Raw genomic sequence first — 23524 nt, forward strand, 5'->3', positions numbered from 1 at the left:
ATACTGCCGCAGCCCGTGCCCTTGTAGGAGCGGGCAGTGCCCGCGAACGGAGCGCCGCCGAACCCCCAGATCCAACCCAAGAGCAGCCCAGGCTGCTCTTTTGCTTCAAGCGAGAACCGATCATGACCGACGCCACCCGTATCCTCGAACTGCGTGCCGAACTCGACCAGCACAATTACCGTTACCACGTGCTCGACGAACCCAGCATCCCCGACGCCGAATACGACCGTCTGTTCCATGAACTGAAAGCGCTCGAAGCCGCCCATCCCGAGCTGGTCACGCCCGACTCGCCCACGCAGCGCGTCGGCAACGCTGCATTGACCGCGTTCTCCCAGGTGCGCCACGAAATCCCCATGCTCAGCCTGGGCAACGCCTTCGAAGAAGTCGACCTGCGTGAATTCGACCGCCGCGTCACCGAAGGCCTCGACCTGCCCACCGGTGATCTGTTCGGCAGCGGCGCGGCCATCCACTACAGCTGCGAACCCAAGCTCGACGGCCTGGCTGTCTCCCTGCTGTATCAGGACGGCGCCCTGGTTCGCGGCGCCACCCGCGGCGATGGCACCACCGGCGAAGACATCAGTGTCAACGTGCGCACCATCCGCAACATCCCGCTCAAGCTGCACGGCAGTGGCTGGCCACCGGTGCTGGAAGTGCGCGGCGAGGTTTACATGTCCAAGGCCGGCTTCGAGCGGCTCAACGCCAGCCAGATGGAAGTCGGCGGCAAGACCTTCGCCAACCCGCGCAACGCTGCGGCCGGCAGCCTGCGTCAGCTCGACTCGAAGATCACCGCTAGCCGTCCCCTGGAATTCTGCTGCTACGGCATCGGCCAAGTTACCGAAGACATCGCCACCACCCACACCGGCAACCTCGAACAGCTCAAGAAATGGGGCATGCCGATCAGTCGCGAGCTCAAGGTCGCGGAAAACATCGAGCAGTGCCTGGAGTACTACCACGACATCGGCGCCCGCCGAACCCAGCTGCCCTATGAAATCGACGGTGTGGTGTTCAAGGTCAACAGCGTGGCCTCTCAGCGCGAGCTGGGCTTTCGCGCGCGCGAGCCGCGCTGGGCCATTGCCCATAAATTCCCCGCCATGGAAGAGCTCACCGAACTGCTCGACGTGGAATTTCAGGTGGGCCGCACCGGCGCCGTTACACCCGTGGCGCGGCTCAAGCCGGTCAAGGTGGCCGGCGTCACGGTGGCCAACGCTACCCTGCACAACATGGACGAAGTGGCGCGTCTGGGCTTGATGATTGGCGATACCGTGATCATCCGTCGCGCCGGTGACGTCATTCCCCAGGTCATGCAGGTGGTGGTCGAGCGTCGGCCGGACAACGCCCGTGCGGTTCAGGTGCCGGAAACCTGCCCGGTGTGCGGCTCCCATGTCGAGCGAACCCAGCTGGTCAAGCGCAGCAAGGGCAAGCAGACCGTCAGCGAAGGAGCGGTCTATCGCTGTGTCGGGCGATTGGCCTGTGGTGCGCAACTCAAACAGGCGATCATACATTTCGTCTCGCGGCGGGCGATGGACATCGACGGGCTCGGTGAAAAAAGCGTCGAGCAGTTGGTCGACGAAGGCCTGGTCAGTTCGCCCGCCGACCTCTACACGCTGCAGTTCGACGACGTGGTCAAGCTGGACGGCTTCGCCGAGGTGTCCAGCAACAACCTGCTCAAGGCCATCGCCGACAGCAAGCAGCCGAGCCTGGCGCGGTTCATCTATGCCTTGGGTATTCCTGATGTGGGCGAGGAGACTGCCAAGGTGCTGGCGCGCTCCTTGGGCTCGCTGCAGCGCGTCAGCGAAGCGCTGCCGCAGGTGCTGACTTATCTGCCGGACGTCGGCCTGGAAGTGGCCTTCGAGATCCACAGCTTCTTCGAAGATCCGCACAACCGCAGCGTCATCCAGCAATTGCTCGAGCGCGGCCTGCAGTTGCAGGAGGAGGGCGACGTACACCCCGAGTACGCCGCCAGCACCACCCTGGCCGGCATGATCGCCAAGCTGGAGATCAATTCGGTAGGGCCGACTGGCGCCGAGAAGCTGGTGGCCAAGCTGGGCAGCCTGGACCAGATCATCGCCGCCGACGGCATCGACCTGCGCCAGGCGCTCAACGCCCGGCAGGCGGAGGCGGTGCGCGAGTACTTCAAGGAGCCGCGCAACGCCGAGACGGCCAAGGCCGTGGAAGCGCAGTTGCAAACCTTCGGCATGCACTGGGCGAGCGAGAAAAAAGTCGTCGAAGGCCTGCCCCTGGCGGGACAGACCTGGGTACTGACTGGCTCCCTGGAGCAGATGAGCCGCGACGAAGCCAAGCAGAAGCTCGAAGCCCTTGGGGCCAAGGTCTCCGGCTCGGTTTCTGCCAAAACCCACACCGTCGTGGCAGGCCCCGGCGCCGGCTCCAAATTGGCCAAGGCCAGCGAACTGGGCATAAAGGTCCTCGACGAAGAGCAGTTCCTGAAGTTTCTCACCAACATGTAACATCATGACATTACGCACCCCAAGTTTCCCCCAAACTGCGGTGCACCTCAGCAATCAGAGCCCAGGGCCACCCCCCCCCCCTGTAGCAGCGGCGCAAGCCGCGTCCGGTTCTACCGCGTTCATTCAGACTGGCTGCGGCCACCGTCGACGCGGCTCGCGCCGCTGCTACATGACCTTCTTCAACCTCCCATCCGCATTTCCGCCCAACCTCTGCCGCAAATGAAACCTTTCCCACGCCGGCAAGCTCTAGTCATGGCAGGCCACCGGAGATCGCCATGTATCGTTTTTTCGAACAACTCAGCACCCGAATCACCGCACCATTCGCCAAACCGGAAAACCGTCACAGCAAGGTATGGGAATGCACCTGCGGGCAGTCGATCTTCTTCCGCAACAGCCAGTGCCTGGCATGCAATGCCTTGCTCGGTTTCTGGTCGGCCAAGAACGTGCTGTCCACGCTCGACGCCGGCCCCGAAGCAGGCAGCTGGCGCCTGCATGCCGCCCCCGACGCAGGCCTGTTCCGCCGCTGCGCCAACCTCGATACCCCCGCAGCCTGCAACTGGCTGGTACCGGCAGAGAAGGGGCCCGCAGCCCTGTGCACCGCCTGCAACCTGAACCGGACCATCCCCGACCTGAGCATTCCGGAAAACCCCGAACACTGGCGCAAGGTTGAAACAGCCAAGCGCCGTCTGATCGCGCAACTGATCAACCTCGGCCTGCCGGTCATCGCCAAGACCGAAGACGAAGCCACCGGCCTGGCGTTCGACTTCATCGGCACCGACCTCAATGGCAACGCGCCCACCACTGGCCACGCCAATGGCCTGGTTACCCTGGATATCAAGGAAGCCGACGACGCCCACCGGGAAAAGGTCCGCGTGCAGATGCGCGAACCGTACCGCACGCTGCTCGGACACTTCCGGCACGAAGTAGGGCACTACTACTGGGACCGGCTGATCGCCGACACTCACTGGGTGGCCGACTACCGCCGCCTGTTCGGCGATGAAAGCCAAAGCTACGCCGACGCGCTGCAGCGCCATTACGACCAGGGTGCCCCGGCCGATTGGCAACAGAACTTCGTCAGTGCCTACGCCACCATGCACCCATGGGAAGACTGGGCGGAAACCTGGGCTCACTACCTGCACATGATGGACGCGGTGGACACCGCGTTGGGCTTCGGCATGAGCGCCAAGGAAATGGACCTCGACTACACGCCGTTCCCCTTGGCCACCCTTTACGACCCGGATCACACCAGCGGCCCTGCATTCCTCGCGTTCGTCAACGCCTGGATCGAACTGGCCGGCATGCTCAACGAACTTTCCCGCGCCATGGGCCAGCCCGACTTCTACCCCTTCGTGCTGCCACCGGCCGTGATCGCCAAGCTGCACTTCATCCACGTCGTCGTCCAGGAAGCCGGCGGCCGCGCCGACGACGTCCTGCAGGTGTGACACACCGGCCGATGCCCGCCCCCCCCTGTGGGAGCGGGCTCTGCCCGCGAATAGGCCCGCACATTCACCGCCTGATCCGAAATGTGCACCGCCCATTCATACGCCTTCGCGGGCAGAGCCCGCTCCCACGAAGGCGGGGTAGCGCTGCTGCAAAGAGAGCTGCTGTCTCTAGAGCGCAAGCACGAACCTGCGCTCATAACCAATCCGTCCACGGTACGCTTCACCGCGATCCACCCACCCCAGCGCCTTGTACAACCCAATGCCCGCCACATTGTCAGCATCCACCGACAACTCCAGCTGTTGCACCCCAGGCCACGCACCGCGCGCTGCATCAGGCAGGCCTTGCAGACAAGCCCGCCCCAGCCCACGGCCCTGCATGCGCCGATCCACCTGCAATGCATGCAAGGTCGCCGCCTGCGGATGCGCCCATTCCGGCACGAATCGTCCATGCTTGAGCAGCAGAAATCCTTTCGGCACCTCATCCACCAGCAGCGCGAAACCTTGGATCTCACCATCGGTGCAGCCCAGCAAGGTATACAGCGCCATGTCCACATCCCCGGAATACTGCTTCTGCTCCGGGCGAATCTCGATATCCATCAATTGCTGCAGCTGTGTAGGCGACAAGTCGGGGTAGGGCGTCAGAACATTCATCGCAAGCACCAGGCAGGGGACATGTCGCGACGTTACCAATTCACATCACGGCTGTCGCTTGTCTTGCGCGCAAGCAATCCGCACCTACGCTGTACCGTACAAAGCAGCCCACGCCAAGTCCCTGACAGCCCTACAAATTTTATCTCGCGCAACGGGTTGTAACTTCTGTCAGGACCGGTACAATGGCCCCCGCTCGCTACCAAGCGAGTGTCGTTATGGTGACCCTGCCGGTCCCCCCGCAACGATTACCCGTGAACCTGGTCAGATCCGGAAGGAAGCAGCCACAGCGGGAACATTGTGTGCCGGGGTGTGGCTGGTAGGGTTGCCACCTCTTCCAGAATTCGTCTTCGCACGGATTCATCGCATCACCCATCCCAAACCGATACCCAGGCGAAAACTCGCCATCGCTGATCCTTGCCGATGTTTTTTCAGGCGAACTCAGCAATAGAGCAGGGCACGGATGCAATTTCGGTCCTGCTCCATTAGCATTGGCGGTCTTCCGCTTTCATGTCGCGACGGTTTTCGATGAGTTATCAGGTTCTTGCACGTAAATGGCGTCCGCGCTCGTTCCGCGAAATGGTCGGCCAGACCCATGTGCTCAAGGCATTGATCAATGCGCTGGACAACCAGCGGCTGCATCACGCCTACCTGTTTACCGGCACTCGGGGCGTGGGCAAGACCACCATCGCGCGGATCATCGCCAAGTGCCTCAACTGCGAGACCGGCATCACATCAACGCCGTGCGGTGAATGCTCGGTCTGCCGCGAGATCGACGAGGGTCGCTTCGTCGATCTGATCGAGATCGATGCCGCCAGCCGCACCAAGGTCGAAGACACCCGCGAGCTGCTCGACAACGTGCAGTACGCACCCAGCCGTGGGCGCTTCAAGGTTTACCTGATCGACGAAGTGCACATGCTGTCCACGCACTCGTTCAACGCGTTGCTGAAGACGCTGGAAGAGCCGCCGCCCTACGTCAAATTCATTCTGGCCACCACCGATCCGCAGAAGTTGCCGGCGACCATTCTGTCGCGCTGCCTGCAGTTCTCTTTGAAGAACATGACGCCGGAGCGGGTGGTCGAGCACTTGAGCCATGTGCTGGGTGTCGAGAACGTACCCTTCGAGGACGACGCGCTGTGGTTGCTTGGCCGCGCCGCCGATGGCTCCATGCGCGACGCCATGAGCCTGACCGACCAGGCCATTGCCTTTGGCGAGGGCAAGGTGCTCGCAGCCGATGTTCGGGCGATGCTGGGTACGCTGGACCACGGCCAGGTTTACGGCGTGTTGGAGGCATTGCTCGAAGGTGACGCCCGCGGTGTGCTCGAGGCCGTGCGCCATCTGGCGGAGCAGGGGCCGGACTGGAATGGCGTGCTGGCTGAAATTCTCAACGTGCTGCACCGCGTGGCCATCGCCCAGGCGCTGCCCGAGGCGGTAGACAATGGCCAGGGTGATCGCGAACGGGTGCTGGCGCTGGCGCAGGCGCTGCCGGCCGAAGACGTGCAGTTCTATTATCAGATGGGCTTGATCGGCCGTCGCGACCTGCCACTGGCCCCGGAGCTGCGTGGCGGTTTCGAAATGGTGCTGCTGCGCATGCTCGCGTTCCGCCCCGCAGGCAGCAGCGATGGGCCCAGTCAACCGCTAAAGACAGTGGGGATCAGCGCGGCCACAGTTGATTCCACCCACTCCGTGGCAGCTCCAACCCCCGTAGGAGCGGTCAGCGGCCGCGAAGGCCCTGTTGCGGATGCCCAGGCAGACCGCGTCACGCCGTTCGCGGCCACGGACCGCTCCTACGAGATGCCCGCACCCTCGAATCCCCCCGTAGGAACGGTCACCGGCCGCGAAGGCCCTGTTGCGGATACCCAGGCAGACCGCGTCGCGCCCTTCGCGGCCACGGACCGCTCCGACGAGATGCCCGCCCCCTCGAATCCCCCCGTAGGAGCGGTCACCGGCCGCGAAGGCCCCACTGCAGATACCCAGACATACCGCGTCGCGCCGTTCGCGGCCACGGACCGCTCCTACGAGATGCCCGCGCCCTCGAATCCCCCCGTAGGAGCGGTCAGCGGCCGCGAAGGCCCTGTTGCGGATACCCAGGCAGACCGCGTCGCGCCGTTCGCGGCCACGGACCGCTCCTACGAGATGCCCGCACCCTCGAATCCCCCCGTAGGAGCGGTCAGCGGCCGCGAAGGCCCTGTTGCGGATACCCAGGCAGACCGCGTCGCGCCTTTCGCGGCCACGGACCGCTCCTACGAGATGCCCGCGCCCTCGAATCCCCCCGTAGGAGCGGTCAGCGGGCGCGAAGAATCCCCCGCGCATTCCCAGGCAGCCCCTGATCCCGTTATCGATCTGCCCTGGAACGACCCGGTAGAGCCCGCAGCTGCGCCCACCCAGGAACCGATCCTGGATGTCGTCGCCGAGCAGCCCGCATTGACTCCAATGCCGGCGCCCACGCCTGCCAGTGCCGTACCGGACGCCCCGGAAACCCAGACAGCCCCGCCTGCCGACGATGCCGAGCCCGCCGATTACACACCAGCCGGCATGGACCGCGACGACGAGCCGCCGCTGGACGAAGATTACTACGCCCCGGAAACCGATGGCGCCGCCTACAGCTACCTCGACGAGCTGGCCAGTGAAACCGTCCACGACACGCCTGTCGAAGCCGAGCCCGAAGTGCTGCCTGCCGCACAGCCAGCGAGCGGTCTGGCTCTGCAATGGCTCGAGCTGTTTCCGAAACTGCCGATCTCGGGGATGACTGGCAGCATCGCCGCCAACTGTACCCTGATCGCCGTGGAGGGCGACGACTGGCTGCTGCACCTGGACCCGGCGCACAGCGCGCTGTTCAACAGCACCCAGCAGCGGCGCTTGAACGATGCGCTGAACCAGTATCATCAGCGCACGCTCAATCTGACCATCGAGCTGATCCGCCCGGAACAGGAAACCCCGGCGCAGGCCGCCGCGCGCTGGCGTGCGAATCGCCAGGCCGATGCCGAACAGTCGATTCAACAAGACCCGTACGTTCAACAAATGCTGCAACAGTTCGGTGCCATCATTCGCGACGATACGATTGAACCAGTCGAGGCGGTGGCCGGCCCAACGCGTTAAGTGCTCCTACCCAAGCCCGCGCAGGACGCCTTCGGCACTGCGCGGTCATACCCATTGACCTTTGAGGTGAACCCCATGATGAAAGGTGGCATGGCCGGCCTGATGAAGCAGGCCCAGCAGATGCAGGAAAAAATGGCCGAGATGCAGGAAGAGTTGGCCAAGGCGGAAGTGACCGGCCAATCGGGCGCAGGCCTGGTGAGCGTGGTAATGACCGGTCGTCACGACGTCAAGCGCGTGAGCCTGGACGACAGCCTGATGCAGGAAGACAAGGACGTGCTCGAGGATCTGATTGCCGCCGCCGTCAACGACGCCGTGCGCAAGATCGAAGCCAACAGCAAGGACAAGATGTCCGGCATGACCTCCGGCATGCAACTGCCGCCCGGCTTCAAGATGCCGTTCTGACCCAAAAATGCCAGGCCCCAAGCCTGGCATTTTTGTATCTGAGTGACCGAAGTGGAAGCGCCCCCCCGTAGGAGCGGTCATCGGCCGCGAAAGCTACACCGCGGTCTACCAGACACATCGTGTGCCCCCTTCGCCGCCACAGACCGCTGCTACAAGGTGCGCGCGCAATCCAATCCCCCCGTAGGAGCGGTCATCGGCCGCGAAAGCTACACTGCGGTCTACCAGACACATGGTGTGCCCCCTTCGCGGCCACAGACCGCTCCTACAGGATACGCGCGTAATCCAATCCCCCCGTAGGAGCGGTCATCGGCCGCGAAAGTTATACTGCGGTCTACCAGACACATCGTGTGCCCCCTTCGCGGCCAAAGACCGCTCCTACAGGATACGCGCGCAATCCAATCCCCCCGTAGGAGCGGTCATCGGCCGCGAAAGCTATACTGCGGTCTACCAGACACATGGTGTGCCCCCTTCGCGGCCACAGACCGCTCCTACAGGATACGCGCGTAATCCAATCCCCCCGTAGGAGCGGTCATCGGCCGCGAAAGCCACGCCGCCGGCTGTTTGCCAAGCACCCAGTTGAACATCCCGCCACCCGATGCTGTCCTTTTCCTATAGCCATTTGCTGAAGGAATACCCCGCAATGTCCCAAGACCTGACCCTCAACCAGCGCTTCGTTCTTGCTTCCCGTCCAACCGGGGCGCCGACGCCGGAGAATTTCCGTCTGGAGCGCGAAGCCTTGCCGGATCTCGAAGACGGCCAAGTCCTGCTGCGCACCCTGTACCTGTCCCTGGACCCCTACATGCGCGGCCGCATGAGCGACGCACCGTCCTACGCCGCACCGGTCGAAATCGACGAGGTCATGACCGGCGGCACCGTCAGCCGCGTGGAAACTTCCAAGCACCCCAAGTTCCGCGAAGGTGACCTGGTCGTCGGCATGACCGGCTGGCAGACCCACTGCATCTCCGACGGCAGCAATCTCACGCCGCTGCCCGCCGGCATCCCCAGCCCGTCAATGGCACTGGGCGTTCTGGGCATGCCCGGCATGACCGCCTACATGGGCCTGACCCACATCGGCCAGCCCAAGGAAGGCGAAACCCTGGTGGTCGCAGCTGCCTCCGGCGCAGTCGGATCGGTAGTGGGGCAGGTGGGCAAGATCAAAGGCCTCAAAGTCGTCGGCATTGCCGGCGGGCCGGAAAAATGCCGCTACGTCGTTGAAGAACTGGGCTTCGATGCCTGTGTCGACCACAAAAGCGAAACCTTCGCCGACGACCTGGCCAAAGCCTGCGACCAGGGCATCGACATCTACTTCGAAAACGTTGGCGGCAAAGTCTTCGACGCCGTCATGCCGTTGCTCAATGCTCGCGCGCGCATTCCGGTGTGCGGCCTGATCGCCGGCTACAACGCCACCGACCTGCCAGAAGGTCCGGACCGCTTCGCGCTGTTGCCGCGCACCCTGCTCACCAAGCGCATCCGCATGCAGGGCTTCATCGTGTTCGACGACTTTGGCGATCGCCATGCAGAATTCTTCTCTGCCATGGTGCCGTGGGTTCGTGACGGCAAGATCAAGTTCCGCGAGGACGTGGTCGACGGTTTGGAGCGAGCGCCGGAGGCATTCATTGGCCTGCTGCAAGGGCATAACTTCGGCAAGCTGGTGGTCAAGGTTTCCGACGCCTGAGCATTTGACGTGACCCGGAGGCGCGGGTATAAACCGCGTCTCGTCGTTACGTCAGGCCGCCTTCCATGAGTTTCAGCCCACTGATCCGTCAACTGATCGACAGCCTGCGCACCTTGCCCGGCGTTGGCCAGAAATCTGCCCAGCGCATGGCCCTGCAGCTGCTCGAACGCGACCGCAGCGGCGGCAGTCGCCTGGCCCAGGCGTTGAGCCAGGCCATGGAAGGCGTAGGCCATTGCCGCCAGTGCCGCACCCTCACCGAAGAAGAACTTTGCCCGCAATGCGGTGATCCACGTCGCGACGATACGCTGCTGTGCGTGGTGGAAGGGCCGATGGACGTCTATGCTGTTGAGCAGACCGGCTACCGCGGCCGCTACTTCGTGCTCAAGGGGCACCTGTCGCCCCTCGACGGCCTGGGCCCGGAGGCGATCGGCATCCCGCAACTGATGAGCCGTATAGACGAGCAGGGCACCTTCGCCGAAGTCATTCTGGCCACCAACCCGACTGTCGAAGGCGAAGCCACAGCTCATTACATCGCCCAGCTGTTGGCGAAGAAAGGCCTTGTGGCTTCACGCATCGCCCACGGTGTGCCCTTGGGTGGCGAGTTGGAACTGGTCGACGGCGGTACCTTGGCCCATTCCTTCGCCGGCCGCAGACCCATCACCCTTTAACCAACCCACACCCCTGTAGCAGCGGCGCAAGCCGCGTCGGCGGCACACGCGGTAGGTCGGAAGAATCACGGTGCTGCCGGACGCGGCTCGCGCCGCTGCTACGGAAAACGTGCGAACCTGTGCTACGTCTCCACACCTCCATTTCCAGGGCCGACCATGCACCGTCTAGCGTTCAAGCAAGTCGATGTCTTCACCACCCAGCGCTTCAAGGGCAACCCGCTGGCGGTCATCCTGCAGGCCGAAAGCCTGACGCGCGAACAGATGCAAGAAATCGCCCACTGGAACAACCTCTCCGAAACCACCTTCGTGTTGCCCGCCACTCGCCCTGAAGCGGACTACCGCGTACGCATCTTTACCCCGAACTCCGAGCTACCCTTCGCCGGCCACGCCACCCTCGGCAGCGCCCACGCCCTGATGGAAGCCGGCCTGATCGAGCCGCGCAACGGCCGTCTGGTGCAGGAGTGTGCATTGGGTCTGATCGACCTTGATGTGGTCCGCCAGCCCGATGGCTCGCAGCTGATCACTTTCGAATTGCCGCCCGCAACGATCCAGCCAGTCAACGACAGCGATCATCGCGAGCTGCAGGCCGTGCTGGGGGTAAGCGTGGTGCGCGACCGCAGGCCGTGCTTCGTGACCGTTGGCCCGCGCTGGCTGGTGGTGCAACTGCGCGACGCACAAACCGTGCTGGCGGTCATCCCTGACCTGGCGCGCATGGCCATCAACGACCACCGCACCAGCACCACCGGCGTGGTGATCTTCGGCCCGCACCCCGAAGGCAGCAACGAGCACATAGAAGTCCGCACCTTCGCGCCCACCTGCGGCATCACAGAAGATGCAGCCTGCGGCAGCGGCGGCGGGGCGGTCGCCGCGTTCATTCGTGCCACCGGGCAGACCGCCTCGCTGGGCTCCCAGCTGCGAGTCGCCCAGGGCGCTGCGTTGGGTCGCGCTGGCAAGATGCAGCTGTCGATCACCGACCAGTCGATCAAGGTCACCGGTGCCTCTGTCACCTGCCTCGACGGCTTCCTCAATCCCTAGGCCTCCCCAGGGCAGCGGTCAGCGACCCACCACCTCGATGCCGCCATCGTTGTGTTGCCGATACAGCGTATAGGGCAGCATCAGCGTGTCGAGGATTGCCGAGACGCCGATGTCCAGCGCGACGAAACTCATCTGCGGTCCGCTGCGCGAGTGGCCGGGCTTGGGCGCCTGGCCATGCAGCAGGCAGAAGTCATAGACCACGCCGCTGTACACCCGAGGTACAGCGCCGCAGAACGACTCGGCTTCCTTCAAGTTGTCGCTGGTCACCACATCATCGCGAAACACCGTATTGATCGTGCCGCAACCCGCCAGCAGTCCCGCGACAACGACGCCTATCAACGCTTTCATTCCTGCCACTCCTTGTGTGAGATCGGCACTATAACCGTTTCCATCAACCGGTTTCGCCAAGGCCGTGTTGCGCCTTTCGTCAGATGAAGGGAACTGTCATTTACGAAAAGACGAAATGCGTTGTCCATTGCCTCGCAAATCGAACAGGCCCGGTATCCATACGCCAAATGTGAAAGATCGGTTACCTCTCGTAACAACTTTTTTGGCAGTGTGTTTAACCGGTGTTACAAACCTCGCTGTCGGCCCGTATGTGCCGTGGGGACAGGCCTTGGGTGGTTTGGTATCATCCGGCCTTTGAAAATCATGCATGCGTCAGACGCGCCCTGAATCGATCCAGCGCGTCTCATTTTTAACTTGATGGTGTCGTTTAACGTGAAAATCCTCGTAACCGGTGGTGCAGGCTTCATTGGCTCGGCAGTCATTCGCCATATCCTGGCAAATACCGACGACGCCGTGGTCAATGTCGACAAATTGACCTACGCCGGTAATCTGGATTCGCTCATGGGCAGCGAGCGCACGCCGCGTTACGCCTTCGAGCACGTCGACATCTGCGACCGCGCGCAAATGGATCGAGTGTTCGCCGAACACCGGCCGGATCTGGTCATGCACCTGGCTGCCGAATCCCATGTCGATCGCTCGATCACCGGGCCTGCCGCGTTCGTCGAAACCAACGTGATCGGTACCTACACCTTGCTCGAAGCCGCGCGCCAATACTGGTCGCAACTCGACGCCGAGGCCCAGGCCGCCTTCCGCTTCCACCACATCTCCACCGATGAAGTGTATGGCGACCTCGAAGGCCCGGAAGACCTCTTCACCGAAACAACGCCTTACCAGCCCAGCTCGCCGTATTCCGCGAGCAAGGCCAGCTCCGATCACCTGGTCCGCGCCTGGCAGCGCACCTACGGGCTGCCGACGTTGATCACCAACTGTTCGAACAACTACGGGCCGTGCCATTTCCCGGAAAAACTCATTCCGTTGATCATCCTCAATGCCCTGGAAGGCAAGGCTTTGCCCATTTATGGCAAAGGTAATCAAATTCGCGACTGGCTTTATGTCGAAGACCATGCACGTGCGCTGTATCAAGTAGTGACCGAAGGTGAGGTAGGGGAGACCTACAATATCGGCGGCCACAACGAGAAACAGAACATCGAAGTCGTGCACACGGTCTGCGCCTTGCTCGACGAGCTCTGCCCGCAGTCACCCCATCGTCCTCATGCGCATTTGATCACCCACGTACAAGATCGCCCCGGCCATGACGTTCGCTACGCCATCGACGCCAGCAAGATCCAGCGCGAGCTGGGCTGGACGCCGGTAGAAACGTTCGAGTCCGGTATTCGCAAGACCGTGCAGTGGTATCTGGATAATCCCGAATGGGTCAACCGCGTGAAGAGCGGCGCCTACCAGCAATGGATCGATACGAATTATCAAGGGCGTGAACTGTGAAAATATTGCTCCTGGGCAAGAACGGTCAGGTGGGTTGGGAGCTGCAGCGTGCCTTGGCGCCGCTGGGCAAGGTAGTCGCACTGGGCAGGAACATCGATGAAGCCGGTCTCTGCGGAGACCTGGCATCGCTTCAAGGGCTGGCCGAAACGGTGCGGCGCATCGCGCCGAACGTTATCGTCAACGCTGCCGCCTATACCGCCGTGGACAAGGCCGAGAGCGAAAAGGACACCGCCGACCTGATCAATCACCGGGCCAGCGCCTTGCTTGCCCGTGAAGCGCTCGATCTGGACGCCTGGCTGGTGCATTACTCCACCGACTACGTGTTCGATGGCACGGGCGAGAAGCCCTGGCAGGAGAGCGACACCACGGTCCCCGTCAACTACTACGGCGCGAGCAAGCTGGCCGGCGAAGAAGCCATTCGCAAGTCCGGCTGCAAGCATCTGATTTTCCGCACCAGCTGGGTCTACGCAGCCCGTGGCAACAATTTTGCCAAGACCATGCTGCGCCTGGCCAAGGACCGCAAGAGCCTGAGCGTCATCAGCGATCAGATCGGCGCACCCACCGGCGCCGAGCTGCTGGCCGACGTCGTCGCCCATGCCATTCCCATGGCCGTGGCGAACCCTGACCTGGCCGGCACCTACCACCTCGCCGCCACGGGCGAAACGTCCTGGCACGCCTTTGCCAAGCTGGTCATCGAAAACGCCCGCCGCCAAGGCACCAAGCTGGCCGTGGAAACGGTCGAGGCCATCCCCACCAGTGCCTACCCGACACCCGCCTTGCGCCCGCTGAATTCGCGCCTTGACACCACCAAGCTGACCGAGCGTTTCGGCCTGACGCTGCCGCATTGGGAAGTGGGTGTGAAGCGAATGCTGGCCGAGATCAGCACCAAGCAATGATCGCTGAACTACTGGGCCAGGCCGGGTGTCCAAGCGCGAACGATTTGCGCTTGGCCCCGGGTTTCCTGATATTCTAGCCGCCACTTCCTTGACTCATCAGCAGCGAGCGGCTTCAGGGTTTGACGTATATGTTGTCTGCGGCGCAGGGAGCCGCCAGATCTTCGATGCGCAGCGGTGGTTTCCACCCCATGTACAGCTGGTCTACAGATCGATTTTCACAGTGCCGCTACACCGGCAAACAAAGGATCCAATACGCATGAACCTGATCCCCGTTATTCTTTCCGGCGGCGTTGGCAGCCGGTTGTGGCCCGTTTCGCGCGAGGCCCATCCCAAGCCATTCATGGCACTGCCTGACGGCCAGAACCTGATCCAGAAGACCTTCCTGCGCGCCTCCAAGCTCGAGGGCGTGTCCGAAGTGCTGACCGTCACCAACCGCGAACTGCTGTTCAAGACCGAAGACGAATACCGCACCGTCAACAAGACCGGCCACGCCCAGGGCTTCATCCTCGAGCCGTTCGGCCGCAACACCGCCGCCGCCGTCGCCATGGCCGCGCTGCAGCTCAACGATTCCCACGGTCCGGACGCGCACATGCTGGTGCTGGCGGCCGACCACCTGATCCAGAACGAAGCCGCGTTCTCCGCCGCCGTCGCCAAGGCCGTCAAGCTGTCGGCCGAAGGCTGGCTGGTCACGTTCGGCATTCAGCCGCAGTACCCTGAAACCGGCTTTGGCTACATCGAGGCCGGCGTCGGCACCGGCCTGGAAGGTACCCTGAAAGTCGCCCGCTTCGTCGAGAAGCCAGACCTGGAAACCGCCAAGGGCTACGTTGCCGCCGGCAACTACTTCTGGAACTCGGGCATGTTCTGCTTCCAGGTCCGCAGCGTCCTCGAAGAACTGAAAAAACACGCGCCGGACGTTCTTGCCGCCGCCGTCGCCGTCAAGGAAGCCTCGCGCCTGACCGAAGCACCGAACTACCGCTGCCTGGCACTGGACGCCGACGCGTTCGCCCAGGTCCCGGATATTTCGGTCGACTACGCCCTGATGGAGCGCTCGGACAAAGTCGCCACCGTGCCGTGCGACATCGGCTGGAGCGACATCGGTTCGTGGAACGCCGTCAGTGAGCTGACCGGCGCCGACGAAAACGGCAACCGTTTCGAAGGCGAAGTGCTCTCGCACAATGCCCGCAACAACTTCGTCCACAGCGAAGACCGCCTGACCGCACTGGTCGGCGTCGAAGACCTGCTGGTCATCGACACCCCGGATGCCCTGATGATCAGCCACAAGGATCACGGCCAGGACGTCAAGCACATCGTCGGCCAGCTCAAGGCCAGCGGCCACCACCTGCACAAGCTGCACCGCACCGTGCACCGTCCGTGGGGCACCTACACCACCCTGGAAGAGGGTGAGCGCTTCAAGATCAAGCGCATCGTGGTCAAGCCCCAGGCGTCGCTGTCGCTGCAGATGCACCATCACCGCAGCGAACACTGGATCGTGGTCAGCGGCATGGCCGTGGTCGTCAACGACGACCGCGAGCTGATGCTCAACACCAACGAGTCGACCTTCATTCGTGCCGGCCACCAGCATCGCCTGAAGAACCCGGGCGTGATCGACCTGGTGCTGATCGAAGTGCAAAGCGGCGACTACCTCGGTGAGGACGACATCGTCCGTTTCGAAGACGTCTACGGCCGCGTTGACAAGGCCTGACCGATAAACCCCGCTTCGGCCTCTGCGCGTGCCTCCAATGCATGCGCAGGGGCCGAACTGCGCTGGTCGTTCGTCAGCGACCGTCCAATCTACCGACGTCCGCGCTCATCGCGCGTCGGCCACATAGAGCGAGCGATTGCCATGTATCCCCCTCTCCAGACCCGTTGCTTCAAGGCCTACGACATTCGTGGCCAAGTCCCTGCCGACCTCAATGACGACATCGCCTACCGTATCGGTCGCGCGCTGGTGTCCGAACTGCACGGCAAAGCCTATGTCGTCGGGCGCGACATGCGCCTGGAAAGCCCAGGCCTGGCCGCCGCCCTCATCAAGGGCCTGACCGAGGCCGGCGCCGACGTGCTCGACCTGGGCCTGTGCGGCACCGAAGAAGTCTACTTCGCCACCAGCCACCTCAAGGCCGATGGCGGCATCATGATCACCGCCAGCCATAACCCCAAGGGTTACAACGGCATGAAGCTGGTGCGCGAGCATTCCAAGCCGATCAGCGGCGACACCGGCCTCGACGCCATTCGTGCCCGCGTTGAAGCCGGCAACTTCGACGACAAGGCCGCCACCGCTGGCCACGTGCGCGAAGTGTTCGACAAGAGCGCCTACATCGAGCACCTGCTGACCTACATCGACGTCAAGTCGCTCAAGCCCCTCAAGGTGCTGGCCGACCCCGGCAACGGCGCCGTCGGCCCGACCATCGAACTGCTCAAAGCCAAGCTGCCGCTGGAACTGATCGTCATCAACGGCGAACCAGACGGCAACTTCCCCAACGGCGTGCCCAACCCGCTGCTCCCGGAAAACCGCGAGCTGACCCGCAAGGCCTTGCTGGAAAACGGCGCCGACATGGGTATCGCCTGGGACGGCGACTTCGACCGCTGCTTCTTCTTCGACGACAAGGGCCGCTTCATCGAGGGCTACTACCTGGTCGGCCTGCTGGCTGAAATGCTGCTGAAGAAGCACCCCGGCAGCAAGATCATCCACGACCCGCGCCTGACCTGGAACACCATCGAACAGGTCGAAGCCGCAGGTGGCGTCGCCATCCAGAGCAAGACCGGCCACGCCTTCATCAAGGAGCGCATGCGCGCCGAAGACGCCGTCTACGGCGGCGAGATGAGCGCTCACCACTATTTCCGCGACTTCGCCTACTGCGACAGCGGCAATATCCCGTGGCTGCTGGTCGCCGAGCTGATGAGCGTCACCGACAAGACCCTGGCCCAACTGGTGGACGAACGCATCCAGGCGTTCCCGTGCAGCGGCGAGATCAACTACGAAGTCGCCGACGTCAAAGGCTCGATCGAGAAGATCCTCGCGTTCTACACCGCACAGAACCCCAGCGTCGACCGCACCGACGGCATCAGCGTCGAGTTCGCCGACTGGCGCTTCAGCCTGCGAGGCTCGAACACCGAGCCACTGCTGCGCCTGAACGTGGAAAGCCGCGGCAGCGAAGAATTGGTGGCTCAGCGTGTTGCTGAGATAGAGCGTTTGATCAAAGGATAATTATGTTTGGCATGTTGAGAGGCATCTGGGACTACAGAGGCTTCATTGTAACTTCCATCAAGAACGAGTTCGTTGCGCGCTTTGCGCGCAGCAAACTGGGTGGCCTCTGGATGATCATTCATCCGCTGGCCCAGGTCGCCATCTACGCGCTCATCCTGTCCAACGTGCTCGGCGCCCGCTTGCCGGGCATCGACAACAAGTACGCCTACGCGCTGTACCTGATTGCCGGCATCCTGGCCTGGAACCTGTTCGCGGAAATCGTCGGGCGCTGCCTGACGGTGTTCATCGAGCAGGGCAACCTGATGAAGAAGATGCGCTTTCCGCGCATTGCGTTGCCGGTCATCGTGGTGGGCTCGTGCCTGCTGAACAACCTGCTGCTGTTCGTGGCCGTGCTGATCATCTTCACGGTGCTAGGCCACTCGCCCAACATTCAAATGCTCTGGCTCATCCCCCTGACCCTGGCCGTGGTCGCCCTGGCGGTCGGTATCGGCCTGGTGCTGGGTGTGCTGAACGTATTCCTGCGCGACATCGGCCAAGTGGTGCCGATCATCCTGCAGGTGTGGTTCTGGTTCACCCCCATCGTCTATTCGGTCAACATCGTGCCTGACTACCTCAAAGGTACGCTGGACATCAACCCGATGTACCCCATCGTCACCGCCTATCACAACGTGCTGGTCTACAAAGTCTCGCCTGACCTGCAACAGATCGGCGTGACGTTCCTGATCGCTGTCGGCCTGATGCTGCTGGGGCTGTTCCTGTTCCGCCGGGCATCCGCAGAAATGGTGGACTCGCTATGACCCTTCTTGCCGTCACCAACGTTGGCAAGGCCTACCGCGCCTACCGCTCGGAATGGCAGCGCATGGCGCGCTGGTTCTACTTGCCGGTTAAGGCCAGCCAGGAACACTGGGTACTCAAGCACATCAGCTTCAACATCGAGGCGGGTGAGGCGATCGGTATCGTCGGCCAGAACGGTGCGGGTAAATCCACGCTGCTGAAGATGATCACCGGCACCCTGCAGCCCACCGAAGGCACGGTTCAGGTCAACGGGCGCATCGCGGCGATTCTGGAACTGGGCATGGGCTTCAACGCCGAACTCACCGGTCGCCAGAACGTCTACCACGCCGCCGGCCTGATGGGTTTCAACACGGCCCAGATCGACGGCGTGATCGGCGACATCGAGGCCTTCGCCGAGATTGGCGAATACTTCGACCAGGCCGTGCGCATGTACTCCAGCGGCATGCAGATGCGCGTGGCTTTCTCCGTCGCCACTGCCTTCCGCCCCGAGATCCTGATCATCGACGAAGCGCTGTCGGTAGGCGACAGCTACTTCCAGCACAAGAGCTTCGGTCGCATCAAGGAATTCCAGAAAGCCGGCACGACGCTGCTGATCGTCTCGCACGATCGCGGCGCCATCCAGGCGCTGTGCAACCGCGCAATCCTTCTGGAGGGCGGCACCGTCATCAAGGACGGCTCGCCGGAGGAGGTGATGGACTACTACAACGCCATCATCGCCCAGAAGGAAAACTCGACGGTCGAAGTGCACACGCTTGCCGATGGTGGGGTACAGACGCGTTCGGGTAGTGGCAAGGCCGTTATCGACAGCGTGGCGCTGTACAACACCGACGGCGTTCCCGTCGAGTACGTCGCAGTGGGCGACGATGTCTGCCTGACCATCAACGTCAAGGTCAACGCCGAGTTGCCGGAGTTGGTGGTTGGATACGTCATCAAGGACCGCCTTGGCCAAGACGTATTCGGTACCAACACGCACCATCTCGAATGCGTCCGGACCGGTCTGCACGAGGGCGACATGCTCTCGTACACGTTCCGCTTCAACGCCAGCCTGGGTGTGGGCTCCTACTCGGTGGCCGTTGCCCTGCACGCGACCGACAGCCACATCGCCGACAACTACGAGTGGCGCGATCTGGCCTTGGTGTTCAACGTAGTCAATATGTCGAAAAGTACTTTTGTAGGTCTGGCCTGGATGCCGCCGACTGTGGAGTGCAAGTAATGGATGACGGTTTCTACCGTGCGTTCGAAGACCGCTATCGTGGTTCGCGTGAACTGATCACAGAGCGCCTCAAAGCCTATCTGCCGTTTCTATCCCCGCTCAAAGCTTTGTATCAGGACTATCCCGTCCTGGACCTGGGCTGCGGCCGGGGAGAGTGGCTGGAACTGCTGACCGCAGAAGGCTATGCGCCAACAGGTGTGGATCTGGACGAAGGCATGCTTGAGGCCTGCCAGGCGCTGAACTTGCCTGCGCGCAAGGCGGATGCCTTGAGCGCCTTGAAAGAGCTGGCGGACAACAGCTTGATTGCCGTGACCGGCTTTCACATTGCCGAACACATTCCATTTCCAGTGTTGCAGGAACTAGTCGCCGAAGCTCTGCGCGTACTGCGCCCGGCCGGTTTGCTGATTCTGGAAACACCCAATGCCGAAAGTCTGGTGGTGGGTACCAACTCCTTCTACCTGGACCCGACTCACGAGCGGCCGTTGCCCAACTTGCTGATGTCGTTCCTGGCCGAACACGCTGGGTTTGCCAAGTCGAAGATCGTCCGGCTGCAAGAGCGCCCGGAGCTACGCGAAGAAAGCACCAGCCTCGGCTTGTGGGAGGTTCTGGCCGGTACCAGTCCGGACTACGCGGTCGTAGGCCAGAAGCAGGCCGCGGCTGAGCAGCTTGAAGACTTTGCACCTGTATTCGACGCCGCCTACGGCGTCTCGCTGGACCAATTGGCAGTTCGTTACGACCAAGCGCTGGAGCGTCGATTGAAGGGTATAGAAGGGGAGCTGGTTGCGGCTCGGGATGAATTCGTTACACGCGATGGGCTGCAAGCGCTCATGGACCGACTTCATGCGCAGCAGACGGACCAGCTGGTCTTGCTCCAGGATCGGTTCAGCCAGGACGTAGACGCGCAACAGCAGCGCTTCAATCAAAGCATTCTAAGTCTGCAACAGCACTGCTCAGGTCTGCAGACCAGCCTGACCAACGTGCAGAAAAGTCATGGCGAGGCCATTGCCCAAACCGAACACGTTCGCCAGGAACTCAATGCATCGTTGGGCAACGCGCATCATTGGTACCTGCGCGCAGTAGCCTACGAACAGCAGCTGCAAGCGGTGCACGCCAGCACTTCATGGCGTCTCACCGCGCCTTTGCGTGTAGTCATGCGTGCCATTTACTGGCCGTTCCGGTCAGGTAAATCTTCTGTGGGCCGTACCTTGCGCAGGATCGTGCCGCATGCGCGCCTATGGGTCGGCCGTCGGCCTGCCATCCAGCGACCGCTCATGGCGGTGCTCAATCGCAACCCATGGCTTGCTGCCAAACTGCGTCAGTTGCACCAAAGCGCCGTCCACGCCGATGCGGCCAGCAACGCCAGCGACCCACAACATGGCGTGATCGATCATGCGCCGCTGACCGAGCGGGGCCGCGATATCGAGCGCGCCTTGATGCAAGCTATGACGAAGGACCAGAACTGAATGCGTATCGTAATCGACATGCAGGGTGCGCAAACTGAAAGTCGTTTCAGAGGTATTGGACGTTACAGTCTGTCACTCGCGCAGGGCATAGCCCGTAATCGCGGCGAGCACGAAGTGTTTCTGGTGCTCAACGGCATGCTCAGCGAGAGCATCGAGAACATCCGCGCTGCCTTCATCGGGCTGTTACCGCAGAGTCACATCCGCGTCTGGTATGCAGAAGGTCCAGTGAGCGATCGCGATCCCGCCAATACCCCGCGGCGTCAGGTGGCGGAGTTGGTTCGCCAGGCGTGCATCGACGACCTGCGCCCCGATGTGGTGCATGTCACCAGCGCCGTTGAAGGCTATATCGACGATGCCGCGATTGGCAGCCCGTTGCTGGACAAGAACGCGTTGGTCAGCGCAACGCTGTACGATCTTATTCCTCTGGTCAGTGCCAAGCAGTATCTGGATCCGAATCCGGGCTACAAGAAGCACTATCTGGAAAAAGTCGAAGCCTTCAAGAACTATGACCTGCTGCTATCGATTTCGGAGTTCGCCCGAGACGAAGCACTGTCGTTCCTTCCGCTTGAAGCCGCGAATATCGCCAACGTCTCCACCGCAGCCGATGATGTGTTCCGCCCCATCTCCCTCAGCCTCGAAGAACGGTCTGTGGTCGAGAAGAAGTTCGGCCTGCACGACAAGTTCGTGCTCTATTCGGGCGGCGCCGACGACCGCAAGAATCTGCTGCAACTGATCAAGGCGTTTGCCAATATCAAGGCCGAGTTGGGTGACATACAGCTGGTCTTCGCCGGCAAAATGCCGGAATACCACATCAACAGCTACAAGACCCTGGCACGCGCTCAGGGGCTGGGTAACTCGGACCTGGTGTTCACCGGCTACATCACCGACGAAGAGCTGGTCGCGCTGTACAGCCTGTGCCGGCTCTATGTATTCCCGTCCTGGCACGAAGGCTTCGGTCTGCCGCCCCTGGAGGCGATGAAGTGTGGAGCGCCGGTTATCGGCGCCAACACGTCCAGCGTGCCGGAGGTGATCGGTTGGGACGAGGCAATGTTCGACCCGTTCGACATCTCGGCCATTGCCAAGAAGATGCGCCAGGCACTGGTGAATGACGACTTCCGGGCCGAGCTTGCTGCGCACGGCCTGACACGCGCCGAGGAGTTCTCGTGGGACCGCACCGGCAAAGCCGCTGTAGCAGCGTTCGAAACCGCTTTGTCCAAGCGAGACTCGTTGCCATCCGCCTGGGCTTACCCAGACCTTGACCAAACCCAGTCGCTCATCGATGCCTTGGCCGCTACCGGACACTTGAGCAGCGGTGCGGTAGATGTTTCGCGCCTGGCCAAAGCCATCGATTATTCGATTCAAGGCGATGTCGGCAAGCCGACACTGTTCGTCGATATCTCCGAGCTGTGCAAGCACGACGGCAAAAGCGGTATTCAGCGCGTGGTGCGCAGCATTCTGCTGGAATGGCTGACCAACGCCCCGGCAGGTTACGTCGTCAAGCCGGTGTACACGAAGGCGGGTGAGCCGTTCTATCGCTATGCCGCCAAGTTCACGACAATGTTCCTGGGCAAAGAAGCAAGCGAAGCGGACGTCGACGAGGCAATAAGCTACCGCGCGGGCGATGTCTACATCTGCCTCGATCTGCTGATGGATGTGCTTCCTCACAAGCAGTCGTACCTCAATACCTTGCGTTCGCACGGTGTCAGTATCTTCTTCGTTGTGTACGACCTGCTAATCCTGCAACTGCCGCACTGCTTCGTGGAAAGTCTGCAGGCGCACTACATCAAGTGGATCAACGCCGTGGCGCACTACGATGGCGCGATGTGCATTTCCCATGCGGTGGCGGACGAGCTACGCGAATGGCTGGTGAAGAATGCACCAGAGCGCAGTCGACCGTTCCACATTGGCGCCTTCCACCTGGGGGCCGACATCGACCAGTCCATGCCATCCTCGGGCGTACCGGAAAGCCCTGGGCTGCGCATCGAATCGCTGAGTCCTGCGCCAAGCTTTCTGATGGTAGGCACGCTTGAGCCGCGTAAAGGCCACGCGCAGGCCCTCGACGCGTTTGAACTGCTATGGAAGGCGGGCCATGACGCCAACCTGATCATCGTCGGCAAGCACGGTTGGCTGGTGGACGAGCTGGCAGCGCGCCTGACCAGTCATGCCGAGTTGGGCAAGCGCTTGCTGTGGCTGGAAGGTGTGAGCGATGAATACCTCGAACACCTCTACAACGAGGCCGACTGCCTGGTGGCCGCGTCCTACGGTGAGGGTTTCGGATTACCCCTGATTGAGGCCGCTCAGTACAACCTGCCTATTTTCGCGCGGGATCTGCCGGTGTTTCGCGAAGTGGCAGGGGAGTATGCCTATTACTTCGAGGGTACTGAAACCCAGGAAATCGCAGGTCGACTGGCTGATTGGTTGGCGTTGTATGAGCAGAACCAGCACCCGCGCTCAGACGAAATGCCGTGGCTGACCTGGAAGGAAAGTGCGAAGCAGTTGATTGCCGAGTTGGATCGGGTCTGTGGTGCCTGAGTACGGCACCCGGCACAAGCAGAGTCGGCAGTGGCGCCTGGGATCATCCGGGTTTCATGCCGGCGCTGACACAAACTGGACGGATCAAGGTATTCTTGCGCGCTGCCCCGTACCTGATCCCGCGGCAGAGACCGCAGAGCAGTAAGTCGTTGGTCGGCGATAGCCCGGAACGACTCACGGCCGAATAGCTTGAGA

17 protein-coding genes and 1 other RNA gene are annotated in these 23524 nt (G+C 62.2%); 16 read left to right on the plus strand and 2 right to left on the minus strand.

Annotation, left to right across the window (positions count from 1 at the left end; genetic code table 11):
* The first annotated feature begins 122 nt into the window (after positions 1 to 122).
* Positions 123 to 2465 carry an NAD-dependent DNA ligase LigA gene (gene ligA, locus IFT44_RS00865; protein WP_192057221.1) on the plus strand — a complete coding sequence of 781 codons (2343 nt, stop codon included), beginning with the start codon at positions 123 to 125 and terminating at the stop codon, positions 2463 to 2465.
* Positions 2466 to 2740: 275 nt separating this feature from the next.
* Positions 2741 to 3907 carry a zinc-binding metallopeptidase family protein gene (locus tag IFT44_RS00870; protein WP_192057220.1) on the plus strand — a complete coding sequence of 389 codons (1167 nt, stop codon included), beginning with the start codon at positions 2741 to 2743 and terminating at the stop codon, positions 3905 to 3907.
* A gap of 168 nt (positions 3908 to 4075) precedes the next feature.
* Here the strand turns inward: IFT44_RS00870 and IFT44_RS00875 are convergent, their stop codons facing one another.
* Positions 4076 to 4558 (minus strand): GNAT family N-acetyltransferase, encoded by a 483-nt coding sequence (locus IFT44_RS00875; RefSeq protein ID WP_192102126.1) that lies wholly within the window; start codon positions 4556 to 4558, stop codon positions 4076 to 4078.
* Positions 4559 to 4783: 225 nt separating this feature from the next.
* On the opposite strand from IFT44_RS00875, the gene ffs reads away from it, so the two are divergent.
* From ffs to IFT44_RS00905, 6 genes are all read left to right on the plus strand, one after another.
* Positions 4784 to 4880, plus strand: an RNA gene (gene ffs, locus IFT44_RS00880) — signal recognition particle sRNA small type.
* Between the two features lie 203 nt (positions 4881 to 5083).
* Positions 5084 to 7654: a DNA polymerase III subunit gamma/tau gene (dnaX, locus tag IFT44_RS00885; RefSeq protein WP_192175243.1), complete on the plus strand. Its 2571-nt coding sequence runs from the start codon at positions 5084 to 5086 to the stop codon at positions 7652 to 7654.
* A gap of 75 nt (positions 7655 to 7729) precedes the next feature.
* Positions 7730 to 8056 (plus strand): YbaB/EbfC family nucleoid-associated protein, encoded by a 327-nt coding sequence (locus tag IFT44_RS00890; protein ID WP_122478410.1) that lies wholly within the window; start codon positions 7730 to 7732, stop codon positions 8054 to 8056.
* Between the two features lie 640 nt (positions 8057 to 8696).
* Positions 8697 to 9731, plus strand: coding sequence for an NADP-dependent oxidoreductase (locus tag IFT44_RS00895; protein WP_122800126.1), 1035 nt, complete (start codon positions 8697 to 8699; stop codon positions 9729 to 9731).
* A gap of 65 nt (positions 9732 to 9796) precedes the next feature.
* Positions 9797 to 10399 carry a recombination mediator RecR gene (recR, locus tag IFT44_RS00900; protein ID WP_185793511.1) on the plus strand — a complete coding sequence of 201 codons (603 nt, stop codon included), beginning with the start codon at positions 9797 to 9799 and terminating at the stop codon, positions 10397 to 10399.
* 156 nt (positions 10400 to 10555) lie between these two features.
* Positions 10556 to 11434, plus strand: a complete 879-nt coding sequence (locus IFT44_RS00905; protein ID WP_192057218.1) for a PhzF family phenazine biosynthesis protein — start codon at positions 10556 to 10558, stop codon at positions 11432 to 11434.
* 18 nt (positions 11435 to 11452) lie between these two features.
* Here IFT44_RS00905 and IFT44_RS00910 read toward each other — a convergent pair whose 3' ends face one another.
* Positions 11453 to 11782, minus strand: a complete 330-nt coding sequence (locus tag IFT44_RS00910) for a YceK/YidQ family lipoprotein (protein WP_122478402.1) — start codon at positions 11780 to 11782, stop codon at positions 11453 to 11455.
* Between the two features lie 372 nt (positions 11783 to 12154).
* Between IFT44_RS00910 and rfbB the strand changes: the two genes are divergently transcribed.
* The 8 genes from rfbB (at position 12155) to IFT44_RS00950 (ending at position 23329) form a co-directional block, all read left to right on the plus strand.
* Positions 12155 to 13225: a dTDP-glucose 4,6-dehydratase gene (rfbB, locus tag IFT44_RS00915; protein ID WP_192056179.1), complete on the plus strand. Its 1071-nt coding sequence runs from the start codon at positions 12155 to 12157 to the stop codon at positions 13223 to 13225.
* Positions 13222 to 14121, plus strand: a complete 900-nt coding sequence (gene rfbD / locus IFT44_RS00920; RefSeq protein WP_192175244.1) for a dTDP-4-dehydrorhamnose reductase — start codon at positions 13222 to 13224, stop codon at positions 14119 to 14121. The genes rfbB and rfbD overlap by 4 nt, the downstream gene beginning before the upstream one ends.
* A 256-nt stretch (positions 14122 to 14377) precedes the next feature.
* Positions 14378 to 15823 carry a mannose-1-phosphate guanylyltransferase/mannose-6-phosphate isomerase gene (locus IFT44_RS00925; RefSeq protein WP_122478398.1) on the plus strand — a complete coding sequence of 482 codons (1446 nt, stop codon included), beginning with the start codon at positions 14378 to 14380 and terminating at the stop codon, positions 15821 to 15823.
* Between the two features lie 141 nt (positions 15824 to 15964).
* A complete protein-coding gene (locus IFT44_RS00930; RefSeq protein ID WP_192175245.1) occupies positions 15965 to 17326 on the plus strand; it encodes a phosphomannomutase in 1362 nt (453 codons plus the stop codon).
* A 2-nt stretch (positions 17327 to 17328) separates the two neighbouring features.
* The gene (locus IFT44_RS00935) at positions 17329 to 18123 is read left to right on the plus strand and encodes an ABC transporter permease (protein ID WP_122478394.1); all 795 of its coding nucleotides are present in this window, start codon (positions 17329 to 17331) and stop codon (positions 18121 to 18123) included.
* Entirely contained in the window at positions 18120 to 19334 is a 1215-nt protein-coding gene (locus tag IFT44_RS00940) for an ABC transporter ATP-binding protein (RefSeq protein ID WP_192175246.1), read from the plus strand. Before IFT44_RS00935 ends, IFT44_RS00940 begins: the two co-directional genes overlap by 4 nt.
* The gene (locus IFT44_RS00945; RefSeq protein ID WP_192175247.1) at positions 19334 to 20797 is read left to right on the plus strand and encodes a class I SAM-dependent methyltransferase; all 1464 of its coding nucleotides are present in this window, start codon (positions 19334 to 19336) and stop codon (positions 20795 to 20797) included. Before IFT44_RS00940 ends, IFT44_RS00945 begins: the two co-directional genes overlap by 1 nt.
* Entirely contained in the window at positions 20798 to 23329 is a 2532-nt protein-coding gene (locus IFT44_RS00950; RefSeq protein ID WP_192175248.1) for a glycosyltransferase family 4 protein, read from the plus strand. It abuts the gene before it with no gap.
* Positions 23330 to 23524: the final 195 nt, after the last annotated feature.

This window comes from Pseudomonas sp. CFBP 13710, assembly GCF_014842235.1.
Taxonomy (GTDB): Bacteria; Pseudomonadota; Gammaproteobacteria; order Pseudomonadales; family Pseudomonadaceae; genus Aquipseudomonas; species Aquipseudomonas baltica.

Bases quoted from the DNA above. Each gene is read 5' to 3' on its own strand.
- ligA (WP_192057221.1), top strand. From the start codon at position 123: ATGACCGACGCCACCCGTATCCTCGAACTGCGTGCCGAACTCGACCAG.
- IFT44_RS00870 (WP_192057220.1), top strand. From the start codon at position 2,741: ATGTATCGTTTTTTCGAACAACTCAGCACCCGAATCACCGCACCATTC.
- IFT44_RS00875 (WP_192102126.1), bottom strand. From the start codon at position 4,558: ATGAATGTTCTGACGCCCTACCCCGACTTGTCGCCTACACAGCTGCAG.
- dnaX (WP_192175243.1), top strand. From the start codon at position 5,084: ATGAGTTATCAGGTTCTTGCACGTAAATGGCGTCCGCGCTCGTTCCGC.
- IFT44_RS00890 (WP_122478410.1), top strand. From the start codon at position 7,730: ATGATGAAAGGTGGCATGGCCGGCCTGATGAAGCAGGCCCAGCAGATG.
- IFT44_RS00895 (WP_122800126.1), top strand. From the start codon at position 8,697: ATGTCCCAAGACCTGACCCTCAACCAGCGCTTCGTTCTTGCTTCCCGT.
- recR (WP_185793511.1), top strand. From the start codon at position 9,797: ATGAGTTTCAGCCCACTGATCCGTCAACTGATCGACAGCCTGCGCACC.
- IFT44_RS00905 (WP_192057218.1), top strand. From the start codon at position 10,556: ATGCACCGTCTAGCGTTCAAGCAAGTCGATGTCTTCACCACCCAGCGC.
- IFT44_RS00910 (WP_122478402.1), bottom strand. From the start codon at position 11,782: ATGAAAGCGTTGATAGGCGTCGTTGTCGCGGGACTGCTGGCGGGTTGC.
- IFT44_RS00925 (WP_122478398.1), top strand. From the start codon at position 14,378: ATGAACCTGATCCCCGTTATTCTTTCCGGCGGCGTTGGCAGCCGGTTG.
- IFT44_RS00930 (WP_192175245.1), top strand. From the start codon at position 15,965: ATGTATCCCCCTCTCCAGACCCGTTGCTTCAAGGCCTACGACATTCGT.
- IFT44_RS00935 (WP_122478394.1), top strand. From the start codon at position 17,329: ATGTTTGGCATGTTGAGAGGCATCTGGGACTACAGAGGCTTCATTGTA.
- IFT44_RS00940 (WP_192175246.1), top strand. From the start codon at position 18,120: ATGACCCTTCTTGCCGTCACCAACGTTGGCAAGGCCTACCGCGCCTAC.
- IFT44_RS00945 (WP_192175247.1), top strand. From the start codon at position 19,334: ATGGATGACGGTTTCTACCGTGCGTTCGAAGACCGCTATCGTGGTTCG.
- IFT44_RS00950 (WP_192175248.1), top strand. From the start codon at position 20,798: ATGCGTATCGTAATCGACATGCAGGGTGCGCAAACTGAAAGTCGTTTC.